Here is a 15,823-nt window from a genome sequence, read left to right on the forward strand (position 1 = left end):
ATTTAATAAAGATTAAACTTTTATACCTTTTACGGTTAATAAATTTCCATAAAATTCCGTAATTTTGCACGTTGTGATTTTCAGGCAAAGTCACTCTGAATTATGAGCAAATCAACAGAATATATAGAAGTTTACGGAGCACGTGAGCACAATCTAAAGAATATTAACGTTAAAATTCCGCGAAACGAGCTGGTGGTAATTACCGGGCTTTCCGGAAGTGGAAAATCTTCACTGGCTTTTGATACCATCTTTGCAGAAGGCCAGCGTCGTTATATCGAAACATTCTCTGCCTATGCACGCCAGTTTCTGGGTGGGCTGGAGCGTCCGGATGTAGATAAAATAGAAGGGCTTTCTCCTGTCATTGCTATTGAACAGAAAACAACCAATAAAAACCCACGTTCTACCGTAGGAACCGTTACAGAGTTGTATGATTTTCTGCGTCTTTTATATGCAAGGGTTTCTGATGCTTACTCTTTGTCTACCGGGCAAAAGCTGGTAAGCTATACGGAAGATCAGATTCTTGAAACCATCAAGGAAAACTATAAAGGAGAAAAAATAATGCTGCTGGCACCCGTAGTACGATCCAGAAAAGGACATTACCATGAGCTTTTCGTACAGATGGCGAAAAAGGGCTATGGACAGGCTAGAATTGATGGAGAATTACAGGATATTGAATATGATTTAAAGCTTGACCGTTATAAAACCCATGATATTGATATCGTTATTGACCGTTGGATTATTGGGGAAAGTGCGTCAGAGACAAGAATGGAAAAATCATTGCGCACAGCAATGGAAATGGGTGAGGGAATCATCGGAATCCAGAAGTTGGGAAGTACAGATATTGAATATTTTTCCAAAAATTTAATGGATGCTGAAACAGGACATTCCTTAGCATTACCGGAACCTAATACTTTTTCCTTCAACTCTCCGAAAGGAAGCTGCCCAAACTGTAAAGGACTGGGGATGATCAAAAAGATCAATACAGATTATTTTACAGACAATCCAAAATTATCAATCAATCAGGGTGGATTATTACCTCTGGAAGATATCAAATCAAATAAATGGATTCTTGCGCAGATTAAAAATATCCTTGAGATCTTCGGACTGGGATTGACAACACCTTTGCAGGATATTCCGGAAGAAGCTTTGAATTATATCTACAATGGCTGCCACAAAGAATTTAATAAAGATCTTAAATATGCAGGAATTACCAAAAAAATAAAAATCAGCTTTGATGGTTTGATTCCGTTTATGGAAGAAATTATTGACGAAAGAGAATCTTATGAGGCGATCTTGCTGGAAAGACATTTTACTACGGAAGAAACCTGTCCTGAATGTAATGGAAGCCGTCTTCAGCCTTCAAGCTTAAGCTTTAAAATAGATGGTAAAAATATTGCTGAGGTCAATGGGTTAAGCTTAGCCGATTTAAAAGATTGGTTAATTGATGTAAAAGATAAATTCTCAGAAAAAAATAAAATTATCGCTCACGAAATTTTAAAGGAAATTGAAACCAGGCTTCAGTTCTTGCTGGATGTTGGTTTGGATTATCTAAGTTTGAGCAGAAGTTCGAAAACCCTTTCCGGAGGAGAATCCCAAAGGATACGTCTGGCAACACAGATAGGATCCCAGCTGGTTAATGTATTGTATATTCTGGATGAGCCAAGTATTGGTCTTCACCAGAGAGATAATGAAAGGCTGATTCACTCATTAAAGAACCTTAGAGATATAGGAAACTCTGTACTGGTGGTTGAGCACGATAAAGATATGATTCTTGAAGCCGATGAGGTGCTGGATATTGGTCCTAAAGCCGGAAAATTCGGAGGAGAGATTCTTTGGCAGGGGAAACCTAAAGATTTATTGGAAGCGGATACCATAACCGCTCAGTATATCAATGGAAAAAGAAAAATCGCCATTCCTGAGGAAAGAAGAGCAGGAAGCGGAAAAAATATACTGTTAAAAGGAGCTACAGGAAATAATCTTAAAAATGTAACCCTGGACGTTCCTCTGGGAAAACTGGTTGTGGTAACCGGAATTTCAGGAAGCGGAAAATCTTCACTGATCAACGGAACATTATACCCAATCCTTAATAAACATTTTTACAGAGCAGTTCAGGAACCTTTACCTTATAAAAAAATTGAAGGTCTGGATAATATTGATAAAATTGTAGATGTAGACCAGACTCCGATTGGAAGAACGCCACGTTCCAATCCTGCAACCTATACAGGAATGTTTACAGACATCAGAAATCTTTTTGCAGAATTACCTGAGAGTAAGATCCGTGGGTACAAACCGGGAAGATTCTCTTTCAATGTAAAAGGTGGAAGATGTGAAACCTGCCAGGGTGGAGGATTAAAAGTAATTGAAATGAACTTCCTTCCGGATGTATATGTTCATTGTGAAACCTGTAACGGAAAACGTTTCAACAGAGAAACCCTGGAAGTCCGCTACAAAGGAAAATCCATTTCCGATGTACTGGATATGACCATTGATGAAGCGGTAGATTTCTTCCAGCCCATTCCTAAGATTTTTGCAAAAGTAAAAACATTACAGGATGTAGGATTAGGATATATTACCTTGGGACAGCAGTCAACAACCCTTTCCGGAGGAGAAGCACAGCGTATCAAGTTAGCAACGGAACTGGCAAAAAGACAAACTGGAAACACCCTTTATATCCTGGATGAACCTACTACCGGACTGCATTTTGAAGACGTAAAAATCCTGATGGAAGCCATTAATAAATTAGTGGAATTAGGAAACTCATTTATCATCATCGAACATAATATGGATGTGATTAAATTGGCAGACCATATTATCGATGTAGGACCTGAAGGAGGAAAATATGGAGGACAGATCGTAGCTCAGGGAACTCCTGAAGAAATTGTAAAGTCTAAGAAAAGTCTGACAGGGAAATTTTTGAAAAGGGAACTTGAATAATAAAAAACAATTTAATCATACAAAAGAATCTGCAAAAGCAGATTCTTTTTTTATTTAAATATGGGTATTTCAGGCTGAAGAAAAATTATAAGATCAAAGAAATAATGCTAAATAATAAGGATTTAATGCTATAATCTACCTTCCAATATTAAATTTTCACATATTTTAAAATTTATATCACTGTAAATCAATTGTTTATATTTCAATGTTAACTCAATGTTAACTCAATGTGAAATTAGTATGAATTATTTTAATAACTTTGAGTAAGAGATAGAGAATAAATCCAAATATAATCTTTAAAACCAAACAGTTATGAGAAATAAAATTCAAATATTGACCGCTTTACTTTTCGTTGTTGGATTTTCTGCGGTAGTGAATATTGCTCAGGCACAAACGACAGATCATAATACAATCCAGGAAATTCAATTGAATAAAAGCGAAACTTTTAATGACATCAGGACTCAGCTGATCGCTAATTTTGATCTTACCAATCCTGAATATAAACAAGGAACAGTGAATTCAGTAGTAAAATTTGATATTGCAAAAAACGGAAAAATTGTGAATGTTCATTCCAGTGGCGATTGCAAAAGCGTAAGCAAGGAAATTGAGTCTGTTCTAAGCGAACTTGATTATAGAGTAGACCGCAAAAAAATAAGTGACAATATGGTTGCCTATACGTATGTAATGCCTGTAACCGTAGAAATTAATAACAGATAGTACTCACAGCCTATTGTAAATAAAACAAGGCAGACTCTTTTCTGATTTTCATCTAAAAAAGATGTAAATAATGAAAATTTTGAATATTAAATTGTAATATCAATTACTAAGATTCGTTTAATTTTGCTCAACCATAAAATTAAAACGATATGAAAAATTTAAAGAAACTGACTAAATTAGATTTGAAATCAGTGTACGGAGGAGAGCCAAAACAATATTGTACGTATTGCGAATGGGCAAATAAAGTTTTTTGCAGTGAGATTCCAATCGTTCAATGTCCATAAAAAGAAAAACCGCTTGTAAAAGCGGTTTTTCTTTTAACGGGTACTTTGTACAAACTCTTTCATTCTTGTTTTAAGATCTTTAGAATTTCCGATAGAATCAAAGGTGATATTATCAATTTTCCAGCTCCCATCACGTTCCACCAAATGTATGGTATCTGTCCATGATACTGTAGGATAGGTCATATTGTACTCAAAATGGACGAGCACCTGGGCTGAAGCATTGTGAATGTCCATAGATTGGATCTTGTAAGCAGTATAGCCTTCATACAAACTTGAAAAAATAGCCCCTTCAAATATCAGGGGTTTCTCATCCGGATGATCACTTTTTTTTACTTTTTCGATATCTGCTTTTGAAGCATTTATGGCATTTTGCAAAGTCTTTTTTAGGTCCGGGGAAAATAAATCATCCGGAATAGGCTGGTTATATACAGCTTCATTGGATTTTCCATACTTTGTATAGAGTTCATTTACTTTTATAGCAATTGCCGTATTGGGAGATAGGGTACTTTGTGTTTTACGGTCTTTACAGCCTATAAAAAATAGTAGGACGCTTATGTATAGGAATAGTTGTTTCACCATTTTAATGTTGGTTTTAGCTAAACAACCAAATCTTATACCAATAATCAGTAATGCAGTGAGCTGATGTTAAGGAGAATAAATGTTTATCAAAGATGATCTTATTGCTTTATCAAAGATGTAGATTACTGCTCAGCGAAATAAAAAGATAACAATAAAGCCTACCAATCTTCAATGATTTTCTTTCTGTGAATTTTTCCCCAATCGATCATAGATTTAAATACAGATTGTAATGTGGCGGTATGTTGAGTGGGGGTGTATTCAATAATCGTAAGTAAATCATCGTGAACCGTTCTGTTGATAAGTTTATTCTGTTCGAGATCTCTTAATTCCTTGGCTAAAACTTTTCCATTGATCTTAGGAATACTATTCTTTATTTCTTTGAAGCGTTTGTTACCATTCATAATAGAAAATAAGACCAATGTTTTCCATTTTCCATGGATTGCTTCCAGTGTGTCCTGTAAATAAAGCATTCCTGCTTCACAATCCTTATGTGTTTCTTTTTTACCGTTCATCGCTCCATAAATTTTGTAGTTAAACTGTCATCCGGATTACCTTTTGGTAACCAGCTAATAAAGCATATACAAAAGTAACTAACTTTATTATATGAAAAGCTGAGGGTATTCAAACCGTCTTTTTTCAAATAATAAGATCCTATAATTTAATCCTAACAAAAATAATTTACTAAAAATGAAATCAATAACAACAGGGAAGGTACTCGTAACCTTAGTTGCCTTAGTCACTCTTTTTGGAGCATATATCGCTGATTGGAATCATACCCATATTTTCAATCCCCGCTGGCCTCCACATGCAAAATTTCATAACGCACAGACCATGCTCTTCGGTGCTGTGCTTGGACTTTTGTCATTGTGGTTTCTTTGGGTCCAGAAAGGGGATAGATGGGTCGTTTTTAGGCTCTCAATCATCTTTGCCAGTCTTTATTGGATAACGCAGGCAATGTCTATTTTATTTCCGGGAACTGCCTTGTTTGATCCGGAGTTTTCTTATCCTGGTCAGTGGCCTGTACAGTTCATATTAGACGGGGTTATGTTTCTGCTGCTTATAATGGCCTATATTTTAGAATCAAAACACTTAGATAAAGTAAAATAATGCATTCTTAAAAATACAGGGAATCTGATTATTGTTCTTTCAGGGATTGGTAAAAAATCAACTCAATTATAATAAGGAATGATAAAAATTAATACATTTGAATAGATAAAAAATAGCCGTGGATCCTATTCTTAATGTTGTAGTTCGTTCCCTTTGCGTTTACCTTTTCATGGTGATTGCCATTCGTTTATTTGGGAAAAACCAATTATCCCAGCTTAATGCAGGAGATATTGTTTTGTTGCTGCTGATCTCCAATGCTGTTCAGAATGCAATGGTGGGACAGGATACTTCTTTGCAGGGAGGCCTTATTGCTGCATTGGTCCTGTTTTTGGCTAACTTCATTTTAAAAAGACTGATGTTTTCCAATCACTCCTTTGAAACATTTATGGAAGATGATCCGGTAGTTCTTATCAAAGATGGAATTGTAGATCAGATCGCCTTGAACAGAGTGAAGATTACTGAAAGTGAACTGGAGGAAGCAATCAGAGAACATGGCATTGATAAAATAGAGAAGGTAAAGCTGTCTGTGCTGGAAGTTGACGGAAACATCAGTGTGGTTTCTGAAGATGAGAAAAGCAAACAGACTCATTATACGAGAATCAAAAGAAAAAATAAAAGAAAATACCATTAAATAGAATGAATTACGAATTAAGAGAAATGCTTCCCAATGATGGGGCTCGGGTACTTGAGATTTTCAGGCAGGGAGTTGATAGTGGTATCGCCACTTTTGAAACAGAAGTTCCTACTGTAGAAGCCTGGGATATGGAATACTTCAACGCCTGTCGCTGGGTATTGGAAAATGAGAATAACGAAATCGTAGGATGGTGTGCCTTGAAACTGGTGAGTAAAAGAGAATGTTATAAAGGAGTTGCAGAAGTAAGCATTTATTTCGATAAAGATTACCAGGGTAAGGGATTGGGGTCGGTATTGCTTAAAAAGATGATTTTGGATAGCGAGGATCACGGATTCTGGACTTTACAGACCAATATCTTTCCTGAAAATGAGATGTCTATCAAATTCCATCAGAAAAACGGCTTCAGAATAGTGGGAGTTCGCAAGAAAATAGGAAAGCTCAACGGAGAATGGAAAGATCTTATAATGTTTGAAAAAAGAAGTGAAATAATTTAACAAAATATCAACACTGATAAAACCGTTTTATCCATTATAGACTTTACGCTTTATATCCGGAATCTGGAATTTTAAACAATTTGGCATTAACCTTGTTATCTTTTGGCAACTAAGTTTGAAAAAGTGAAAATAATGAAAAGTATGTTTAAAATCATGGGAGCAGGTGCGGTCATGCTGATGTTAACGTCTTGTGTGGTCCATGAACACCACGGAAGAAGGCTTCCGCCGGGACAGGCAAAGAAGATGTATGGAGGAAGCGCAAGATATTATGCTCCCGGCCAGGTAAAAAAAGTATATATTTATGAAGATGGAGGTCGCGGTCGTCATCATAAAGGTCGTGGTCATGGCCATCACAGATAATGAATAAAAAAAAGAGGTTAAAATAATAACCTCTTTTTTTATGTTCTGACTATAAAATATATTATAGATTCATATCAGGCTGGTGAACAGCCTCTGTCCATTTTATTGATATTAAAATCTGGATTTCTTAGGATTCAAAAAAGTATTGAAGATGATAACTTCCTGTCCGAATTTTGTTTCGACACGTTCAGCAATATTTTTTAATTCACTTTCAATAAAATCATTTCTGAGTTCATCATTATCGAAGACCAAAAGAAGATTGTAATTTTTTCCATCTTCAATATAATCACTGTGTACTTCAGAAAGGATATATTTGTTTACATCCATTAAGTTTTCAGTCATTACAACCAGTGTTTCATCAATATAATTTTCCCATTCTTCTAGATTATTTTTCGTGCAATGGAAAGTTATACTTAATATGCTCATATTTTATGAATTTTTAAGATTTTTTGGATAAATTCTACCACAAAAATCGGCAATTTTTTCGTAAATTAGCCCGTTAATAAAAATTCGAAATAAATAATTTTCAGACATACAGCTAAAGGTCTGGCTATCATTATAATAAAATTTGTTTATGCAAAAAGAAGGAGAAAGACTGATTCCTATCAACATCGTTGATGAAATGAAATCGTCTTATATCGATTATTCGATGTCTGTTATCGTCTCAAGAGCGTTACCGGATGTAAGAGACGGTTTGAAACCCGTTCATAGAAGAGTACTTTACGGTATGTATGGATTAGGGGTTTTTTCTAATAGAAAATATTTAAAATCTGCAAGAATTGTTGGGGATGTTTTAGGTAAATATCACCCGCACGGAGACTCCTCTGTATATGATGCAATGGTGAGAATGGCTCAGAACTGGAGCTTGCGTTATCCTCAGGTGGATGGCCAGGGTAACTTCGGTTCAATGGATGGTGACCCACCAGCAGCAATGCGTTATACTGAGGCAAGATTAAAGAAGATCTCTGATGAGATTCTTTCAGACCTTGATAAAGAAACAGTTGATTTTCAGAATAACTTTGATGACAGTTTGCAGGAGCCAACAGTAATGCCAACTAAAGTTCCCAACCTTTTGGTAAACGGAACTTCAGGGATTGCAGTAGGTATGGCCACCAATATGGCACCTCATAACTTATCAGAATCTATAGATGCTATCTGTGCCTATATTGATAACAGAGAAATAACAATTGATGAGCTGATGCAGCATATCATTGCTCCGGATTTTCCTACAGGTGGAATTATCTATGGATATGACGGGGTAAGAGATGCTTTCCATACAGGAAGAGGTAGAGTTGTTTTGAGAGCTAAAGTAAGCTTTGATGAAATTGGAAACAGAAATGCAATTATTGTAACTGAGATCCCTTATCAGGTGAACAAGGCGGAAATGATTGCCAGAACTGCTGAACTCGTTAAAGATGATAAAATCCCGGGTATCTATGAGATCAGAGATGAATCAGACAGAAACGGACTTCGTGTTGTTTATGAATTGAAGAATGACGCTATTCCGAATGTTGTCCTGAACTTACTGTACAAATATACAGCACTTCAGACTTCTTTCAGTGTTAACAATATTGCTTTGGTACACGGAAGACCGGAACAGCTGAATCTTAAAGATATCATTCACCACTTCGTAGAGCACAGACATGAAGTAATTGTAAGAAGAACTCAGTTTGAGCTTAAAAAAGCGAAAGAAAGAGCTCATATCTTGGAAGGATTCATGAAGGTGATCGGAACTCAGGATGCTCTGGACAGAGCAATTTCTATTATCCGTCATAGTGCCAATCCTCAGGGAGCAAAAGAAGGCCTAATCGAGGCATTTGAGCTTTCAGAAATTCAGGCTCAGGCGATTCTGGATCTTAGATTAGCCCGTTTAACAGGAATGGAGCTTGATAAAATCCGTGATGAGTATGATGCCATTATGAAAGAGATTCAGAATTTGGAAGATATCTTAGCGAATGAGCCAAGAAGATTCGAAATTATCAAAGAAGAATTACTTGAGATCAAAGAAAAATATGGTGACGAGAGAAGAACGGAGATAGATTATTCAGGAGGAGAAATGTCTATTGAAGATATTATTCCAAATGAGTCTGTCGTTCTTACTATTTCGCATGCGGGATATGTTAAGAGAACTTCACTTTCAGAATACAAAATTCAAAGTAGAGGAGGTGTAGGAAACAGAGCAGCAACGACAAGGGATGAAGACTTCCTGGAGTACATTGTTTCTGCTACCAACCACCAGTATATGCTGTTCTTTACAGAAAAAGGAAGATGTTATTGGTTAAGAGTATTTGAAATTCCTGAAGGTTCTAAAACTTCAAAAGGAAGAGCGGTACAAAATCTTATCAACATTGAACCGGATGATAAAATCAAAGCGTATATCAGAACCAACAACCTGAAAGATTCCGAATATGTAAACCAAATGAGCGTAGTGATGGTAACTAAAAACGGTACCATTAAGAAAACGTCACTTGAAGCTTATTCAAGACCAAGGGTTAATGGGGTTAACGCTATTGAGATCAGAGATAATGACCAATTATTAGGAGCTTACCTTACAAATGGTACTTCCCAGATTATGATTGCTACCAAAAATGGTAAGTGTATCCGTTTCCCTGAAGAAAAAGTAAGAGAAGTAGGTAGAGGATCTATCGGGGTGAGAGGAATTGCTCTTGAAGAAGGTGACGAAGCAATTGGTATGATTGTTGTGAATGATGTGGAGAACGAAACAGTACTTGTGGTATCTGAAAAAGGATACGGAAAAAGAACTGCAGTAGAAGACTACAGAATTACAAACAGAGGAGGAAAAGGAGTTATTACCCTAAACATTACCGAGAAAACAGGAAACCTGATTGCTATTCAGAATGTAACAGATGAAGATGGATTGATGATCATCAATAAATCCGGAGTTGCTATCAGAATGGGGATGGATGAAATGAGAGTAATGGGTAGAAATACACAGGGAGTAAAAGTAATCAACCTTAAGAAGAATGACGAAATTGCAGCAATTGCAAAAGTAGAAATGGATAAAGATGTAGAAGAAGAAATTGAAGAGGGAGAAGAAGGGATAGAAATTGTAACTGATAACCAGGAAAATGATGGAGCACCTCAGGCTGAAAAAGAAAATACAGCAGAGGAAAATGAGAATTCTGATTCTGAAGAATAAATTGTACAATTAATATAAAATAGTTATTATGAAGAAACTTATTTTAGGTATGGCTATCGTAGCATCTTCTTTTGCTTTTGGACAGAAAAAAGATGTAAACGCTCAGCTACAGGCGGCTAATACAGCTGCTATGGATGCCTATAATGCAAAAAATTATGCAGCTGCTGCCCCTAAGTTTGTAGAAGTTTATGACTTATTGAAGGCTAACGGTCAGGATAATAAGATCTATATGTATTATGCAGGGCTTAGTCATGCACTGGCAAACAATACTGATCCTGCAATTAAAATATATAATGATCTTATCAATTCCGGATTTACTGGAGTAGAGACTACTTATACTGCAAAAGATAAGAAATCCGGACAGGTTGTTAATTTAGATAAGGCTACTTGGGAGCTAATGAAAAAAAATACTGATTATTCAGATTTTAAAACTGAGCAGTCAAAAAGTATAGAGCCGGATCTGTATGAAACTTTAACTTCATTACTTCTTAGTGCAAAGAAAACAGATGAAGCTCTTGTTGTTATAGAAAAAGGATTGGCTAAATATCCTAATAATGCTAAGCTTAAAGAAGCTCAAAGTACTGCTTATTTCCAGTCTGGAAATACTGAAAAGTTTATTGGGACTCTAAAAGAACAGTTGGCTAAAAACCCTGCTGATGCTACAAACTGGTATAACCTTGGGGTAATGCAGTCTAAGAATCCAGCAACAACAGCAGATGCCATTGAATCATTCAAAAAAGCAATAGAGGTTAAACCTACTATGGCAGAAGCACACCAAAACCTTGTGTATACTACTATTGGGGATGATTCTAAGATTGTAACTGAGATCAATGCTTTGAGAAAAGATAAGCCGGATGAAGCTACTAAATTGATTGATGCTAGAAAAGAGAGATTTGCTAAAGCTTTACCTTATGCTGAAGCATGGTACAAAGCAGCACCTCAAAGTCTGGATGCCGTTTCTGCACTAAAAGAAATCTATGTTGTTACAAAGAATATAGATAAAGTAAAAGAAATGAAAGCTAAAGAAACTGAGCTTAGTGCTAAAGCGAAATAATAGCTGTAAAGAAAATAATGATAAAGCCGGAACAGAAATGTTCCGGCTTTATTTTTTTAGGACCACAAAGTCCTTATTTTTTGTAGCAGAGATCGATAAATTTCACCCCAAAAATTCTCTGTAATTCCGTATCTTTGAGAAAAATTTTTATAAGATGATTGAGTGGAAAACCGTCAAAGAATACGAAGATATTACCTATAAAAAATGTAATGGAGTAGCAAGAATTGCTTTCAACAGACCGGAAGTACGTAACGCTTTCAGACCTAAAACAACTTCAGAATTATATGATGCTTTTTATGACGTCTATGAAGATCCTTCTATAGGGGTGGTATTGCTTTCAGGAGAAGGACCAAGCCCGAAAGATGGAGGCTGGGCTTTTTGTAGTGGTGGAGACCAAAAAGCAAGAGGACACCAGGGATATGTGGGAGAAGACGGGAGACATCGTTTGAATATTCTTGAAGTTCAGCGTTTGATCCGTTTTATGCCGAAAGTAGTTATCGCGGTTGTTCCAGGATGGGCTGTTGGTGGAGGCCACTCTCTTCACGTAGTATGTGACTTAACTTTAGCAAGTGAAGAACATGCAATTTTTAAGCAGACAGATGCTGATGTAACAAGTTTTGACGGCGGGTACGGATCTGCTTACCTTGCTAAAATGGTAGGACAGAAGAAAGCTCGTGAAATCTTCTTTTTAGGAAGAAATTACTCTGCTCAGGAAGCTCTTGAAATGGGAATGGTTAATAAAGTAGTTCCACATGCGGAATTAGAAGATACTGCCTATGAATGGGCACAGGAAATATTAGAGAAATCTCCAACCTCTATCAGAATGCTGAAATTTGCAATGAACCTTACTGACGATGGTATGGTTGGGCAGCAGGTTTTTGCCGGTGAAGCTACACGTCTTGCCTATATGACGGAAGAAGCAAAAGAAGGAAGAAATGCCTTCCTTGAAAAAAGAAAACCGAACTTCGGAGAAGATCAATGGATATCATAAACTGTAAAAAGTACAAAGTAAAATGTATTAATGATTCAATACATTAGACTTTTACTTTGTACATCATACATTTTACATTATACAAATTATGACTGATTGGATAAAAGCCGCAAGGCTAAGAACACTGCCGCTTTCTTTAAGCGGAATTATTATGGGAGCTTTTATTGCAAAATGGAGGCTTTACAGAGAAGGGGGAACCTGGGACTGGAAAATTTTTGCATTGGCACTTCTGGTAACACTTTTATATCAGATTTTGTCAAATTATGCCAATGATTATGGCGATGGAGTAAAAGGAACAGATGCCAGGAGAATCAATGAAGCTGAATCAAGAGCTGTTGCCTCAGGAAAAATTACGGCCAAGCAGATGAAAAATGCAGTCATTCTTTTTGCAGCACTGTCTTTCATTGCTACAGTCGCTTTGCTGTATGTAGCTTTCATTCCAAACTATATGAACGAATTCTATATTTTCATAGGACTGGGAGTCGCAAGTATTTTAGCTGCTATTGGATATACAGTAGGTAAAAAACCTTACGGATATATGGGATTGGGAGACATCTTCGTATTTATCTTTTTTGGGCTGGTTTCTGTATGCGGAAGCTATTTCCTGTTTACCAAAACATTCAGCTGGGATATGCTGTTGCCGGGAACGGCAGTAGGGATGATGAGTATGGCTGTTTTAAACCTTAACAATATGAGGGATATTGAAAGCGATAAACTATCAGGAAAAAATAGTTTTGCCTTAAGGATCGGGTTTAAAAATGCAATGATCTATGAAATGATCCTTTTACAACTTCCTTTGGTATTGATCCTTATATTTTTAGGAGTTAACGGGTTTATACAGGCTCAGAACTATTATGTATTTATTGTAATGATCCTGTTGTTTCCGCTTGCAAAATTAAGGAGAAGTATAATGTCGGTAAAAGAACCTAAAGAATTAGATCAGTATCTGAAGCAGGTGGGTATCATGACTTTCATTATGGCAATCCTTACGGCAGCAGGGCTTAATTTATTTCACTAAATCTAAAAATATATTATCATGAGTTCTACAATCTATGTTGAAGCGCAAATGCTTATCAGAAAATCGATTGAAGATGTTTTTGAAGCATTCATCAATCCTGAATTGACGACTAATTTTTGGTTTACAAAATCTACCGGAAAATTAGAAGAGGGTAAAACCATAATCTGGGAATGGGAAATGTAGGGCGTAAAATCCGAGGTGAAAGTTCATCAGATTATTCCTAACCAACTGATTAAAACGGAATGGGGAGAGCCTTCAACGCATGTAGATTATGAATTCAGAGCAATGGAAAAAGGAACCCTTGTTGTTATTAAAAGCTATGGATTCAGCCAAACCGGCGAAGATCTTTTAAAAATAATCAATGATAATACAGGTGGTTTTACAACGGTTTTAGATGGCTGTAAAGCTTACCTGGAACATGGAATCAACCTGAGGCTGATTGAGGATAAATTTCCTCAAAAATAGACAATATGAAGACCGCTTTAAAAGTAACTTCTTGTATATCTATTGCTTTAGCCTTATCTCTTGTTTATTATTTAATTCAAGAGCTAAGGGGAGGTATGTCAATTCTTGAAATTGATTTTATTCCCGCCTTGATTACCTTGATAATTATTTCTAATGCCGTTTTAGGGTTTTATGTATTAGTTGGAAAATTACAACCAATGAAACCATTATTGGTGCTCCAGATTTTAATAATAATACCAACATGCCTGTTGATTTATGAGTTTTTTTTGAAATCACCAATGGGATGTTCTTAAATTAAAAAGACGCAGATGACAAGAATATTTTTACAAAGGTCACTAGCATAATATTGTGCTATTTGTGAAAATCATTTGAGTCATTTGTGTTGAATAATAATTGAAAATTAAATTGAAAATGAAAATACAATTCTTAGGGCAAAATTGCTTCTTGTTCACCTATAAGGACAAAACAATTTTGAGTGACCCTTTCTACAATTACAAAAGAGCGGAGTCAGGATTTGACATTACTGCTCAAAAAATCGACTATATTCTGTTGACACATGCTCATGGTGATCATATCGCTGATGTGGGTGAAGTGTTGCAACATTATCCGGAAGCTACCATAATTGGAGTTCCTGAAGTATGTGGTTATTTTAAATCAGCAAAGAATACAGACGATGTCAACTTAGGAGGATCGGCAAAAATCGACGATCTTAAAATTTCCATGGTTCCGGCTCACCATACAAGTTCTTTTCCGGATGGGAGCTATGGAGGGGTTCCTGTAGGGTATATCTTCAGACTTCCTGAGGGTAAAAACATCTATTTGGCTGGTGATACAGGAGTAATGGCTGATATGGAGCTGTTTCCAAGGTTATACGGGAATATAGATCTTTCCATACTTCCTATTGGGAGCCACTACACGATGTGTCCGAGAAAAGCTTCTTTTGCAGCAGCAGAATTATTAAAGACACCAAAAGTAATCGGTTGCCACTTTGATACTTTCCCTGCAATTGAAATTAATCATGAAAGTGCATTAAAGCATTTTGCAGACAGAAATGTAGAACTTGTTTTACCAAAATTGGGAGAGGAGTTCGAATTTTAAAAAAATTGGGGTAATCTGAAAATTAGAAAATGATGTGTAAGGTATTAAAAACAAAAAAAGATAATTATCAAATTACCTCTCTCAACTTAAACCAAAAAAAAATGGCAAGCTACCTAAATCACACCGCTACGACCGATTACCTTTGCTGCGTTCCCACCCTGGAGGATTCTCAGGAGCTGGTTGTTTAGGACTTGCCGTTGCAAAGGTAGGAATAATTTATAAACTTCAAAACTTTATCAAAGAAAATTTGTTGAAAAAATGCAGTGGTAGAGCTAAACAGCTGACATCTAGGAGAATAATTTTTCAACTTTTTTCTTAAAAAATTAAATATGACGAAAAGTCCATCAACATTAGGAATTATACTTTTTATCGCTACAATGATCATTTTCTTTGTAGTGTATTCATTTTTCTCAGGAATCAATTATTTTGATATATCACTGAAAGCCAATGCTTTCGTGTTGCCTGTCATCTATGCTGCTACAGCATTCTGGTCTGTAAAATCATATTGGAATAACCATAAAATGGGTTTTAGAGAAGCTTTCAAGAGAGCATTTGTTCCGATGTTTATCGGAGGAATCCTTTCTATTTTCAGTATTTATGCTTTCTTAAATTTTGCAGATACGGATGCTAAAAAGCTGCTGAATTACCAATATGTCCAAAGACAAAAATCAGAATTGGATACAGAATATACTTCTGCAAGAAAGATTTTAAAACATCAAAAAGACATTGATGAGCTGGATCAGAAATACAAAGAGAGGTTACAAAGCTTCACTCCAGAGGCTGTAAAAGGAAAAGATATGCTTACCGCAAGTCATTTTTCAGGATATTTTGCAGCAATTCTTATATTTTACGTAGTTTTGTCGGTGTTTTTCGGTGCGTTTTTCAGAACAAAGACAATTCAGCCAGAAGAAACAAATCAAGCCTAATT

General features: G+C 36.0%; 19 protein-coding genes and 1 other RNA gene. 16 read left to right on the top strand and 4 right to left on the bottom strand.

The annotated features are described in order from the left end of the window. Positions 1-102: 102 nt before the first annotated feature. The 3 genes from uvrA (at position 103) to JML65_RS24140 (ending at position 3,935) form a co-directional block, all read left to right on the top strand. On the top strand, positions 103-2,934 hold the full coding sequence (uvrA, locus tag JML65_RS15765; protein WP_202271376.1) for an excinuclease ABC subunit UvrA: 2,832 nt from the start codon (positions 103-105) through the stop codon (positions 2,932-2,934). A gap of 312 nt (positions 2,935-3,246) precedes the next feature. Then, complete coding sequence (locus JML65_RS15770) at positions 3,247-3,651, top strand: hypothetical protein (protein ID WP_047495847.1); 405 nt, start codon at positions 3,247-3,249, stop codon at positions 3,649-3,651. Positions 3,652-3,800: 149 nt separating this feature from the next. After that, a complete protein-coding gene (locus JML65_RS24140; RefSeq protein WP_081989218.1) occupies positions 3,801-3,935 on the top strand; it encodes a bacteriocin-like protein in 135 nt (44 codons plus the stop codon). A gap of 33 nt (positions 3,936-3,968) precedes the next feature. On the opposite strand, the gene JML65_RS15775 is transcribed toward JML65_RS24140, so the two are convergent. Both JML65_RS15775 and JML65_RS15780 read right to left on the bottom strand, forming a co-directional pair. Further along, on the bottom strand, positions 3,969-4,514 hold the full coding sequence (locus JML65_RS15775) for a DUF3828 domain-containing protein (RefSeq protein WP_202271377.1): 546 nt from the start codon (positions 4,512-4,514) through the stop codon (positions 3,969-3,971). Positions 4,515-4,672: 158 nt separating this feature from the next. After that, positions 4,673-5,026: a winged helix-turn-helix transcriptional regulator gene (locus JML65_RS15780; RefSeq protein ID WP_237390903.1), complete on the bottom strand. Its 354-nt coding sequence runs from the start codon at positions 5,024-5,026 to the stop codon at positions 4,673-4,675. 175 nt (positions 5,027-5,201) lie between these two features. On the opposite strand from JML65_RS15780, the gene JML65_RS15785 reads away from it, so the two are divergent. From JML65_RS15785 to JML65_RS15800, 4 genes are all read left to right on the top strand, one after another. Then, entirely contained in the window at positions 5,202-5,621 is a 420-nt protein-coding gene (locus JML65_RS15785; RefSeq protein ID WP_202271378.1) for a DUF6640 family protein, read from the top strand. Positions 5,622-5,739: 118 nt separating this feature from the next. Then, positions 5,740-6,252, top strand: a complete 513-nt coding sequence (locus tag JML65_RS15790) for a DUF421 domain-containing protein (protein WP_047495833.1) — start codon at positions 5,740-5,742, stop codon at positions 6,250-6,252. A gap of 5 nt (positions 6,253-6,257) precedes the next feature. Further along, positions 6,258-6,749, top strand: a complete 492-nt coding sequence (locus JML65_RS15795) for a GNAT family N-acetyltransferase (protein WP_047495831.1) — start codon at positions 6,258-6,260, stop codon at positions 6,747-6,749. A 132-nt stretch (positions 6,750-6,881) separates the two neighbouring features. Then, positions 6,882-7,109, top strand: a complete 228-nt coding sequence (locus JML65_RS15800; RefSeq protein ID WP_047495828.1) for a hypothetical protein — start codon at positions 6,882-6,884, stop codon at positions 7,107-7,109. A 111-nt stretch (positions 7,110-7,220) separates the two neighbouring features. Here JML65_RS15800 and JML65_RS15805 read toward each other — a convergent pair whose 3' ends face one another. Then, positions 7,221-7,535 carry a DUF4286 family protein gene (locus JML65_RS15805; RefSeq protein ID WP_047495825.1) on the bottom strand — a complete coding sequence of 105 codons (315 nt, stop codon included), beginning with the start codon at positions 7,533-7,535 and terminating at the stop codon, positions 7,221-7,223. A gap of 148 nt (positions 7,536-7,683) precedes the next feature. Here JML65_RS15805 and gyrA point away from each other — a divergent pair, with 148 nt between their 5' ends. From gyrA to JML65_RS15840, 8 genes are all read left to right on the top strand, one after another. Further along, positions 7,684-10,269, top strand: coding sequence for a DNA gyrase subunit A (gene gyrA / locus JML65_RS15810; RefSeq protein ID WP_047495822.1), 2,586 nt, complete (start codon positions 7,684-7,686; stop codon positions 10,267-10,269). A gap of 28 nt (positions 10,270-10,297) precedes the next feature. Continuing rightward, positions 10,298-11,323, top strand: a complete 1,026-nt coding sequence (locus JML65_RS15815; RefSeq protein ID WP_047495819.1) for a tetratricopeptide repeat protein — start codon at positions 10,298-10,300, stop codon at positions 11,321-11,323. A 154-nt stretch (positions 11,324-11,477) separates the two neighbouring features. Beyond that, positions 11,478-12,314: a 1,4-dihydroxy-2-naphthoyl-CoA synthase gene (locus JML65_RS15820; RefSeq protein WP_047495817.1), complete on the top strand. Its 837-nt coding sequence runs from the start codon at positions 11,478-11,480 to the stop codon at positions 12,312-12,314. 88 nt (positions 12,315-12,402) lie between these two features. Further along, the gene (menA, locus tag JML65_RS15825) at positions 12,403-13,332 is read left to right on the top strand and encodes a 1,4-dihydroxy-2-naphthoate octaprenyltransferase (protein WP_047495814.1); all 930 of its coding nucleotides are present in this window, start codon (positions 12,403-12,405) and stop codon (positions 13,330-13,332) included. An 18-nt stretch (positions 13,333-13,350) separates the two neighbouring features. After that, positions 13,351-13,515, top strand: a complete 165-nt coding sequence (locus JML65_RS23875) for a hypothetical protein (protein WP_237390904.1) — start codon at positions 13,351-13,353, stop codon at positions 13,513-13,515. 15 nt (positions 13,516-13,530) lie between these two features. Further along, positions 13,531-13,797 (top strand): hypothetical protein, encoded by a 267-nt coding sequence (locus tag JML65_RS23880; protein ID WP_237390905.1) that lies wholly within the window; start codon positions 13,531-13,533, stop codon positions 13,795-13,797. A gap of 5 nt (positions 13,798-13,802) precedes the next feature. Next, positions 13,803-14,090, top strand: a complete 288-nt coding sequence (locus tag JML65_RS15835; protein ID WP_202271379.1) for a hypothetical protein — start codon at positions 13,803-13,805, stop codon at positions 14,088-14,090. Positions 14,091-14,208: 118 nt separating this feature from the next. Further along, positions 14,209-14,895, top strand: a complete 687-nt coding sequence (locus JML65_RS15840; RefSeq protein WP_202271380.1) for a metal-dependent hydrolase — start codon at positions 14,209-14,211, stop codon at positions 14,893-14,895. 99 nt (positions 14,896-14,994) lie between these two features. Here JML65_RS15840 and ffs read toward each other — a convergent pair. Next, positions 14,995-15,092: signal recognition particle sRNA small type (ffs, locus tag JML65_RS15845), an RNA gene on the bottom strand. A gap of 132 nt (positions 15,093-15,224) precedes the next feature. Between ffs and JML65_RS15850 the strand changes: the two genes are divergently transcribed. After that, the gene (locus JML65_RS15850) at positions 15,225-15,821 is read left to right on the top strand and encodes a DUF4199 domain-containing protein (RefSeq protein ID WP_047495803.1); all 597 of its coding nucleotides are present in this window, start codon (positions 15,225-15,227) and stop codon (positions 15,819-15,821) included. Positions 15,822-15,823: the final 2 nt, after the last annotated feature.

The organism is Chryseobacterium sp. KMC2 (assembly GCF_016756935.1).
Lineage (GTDB): Bacteria > Bacteroidota > Bacteroidia > Flavobacteriales > Weeksellaceae > Chryseobacterium > Chryseobacterium rhizosphaerae.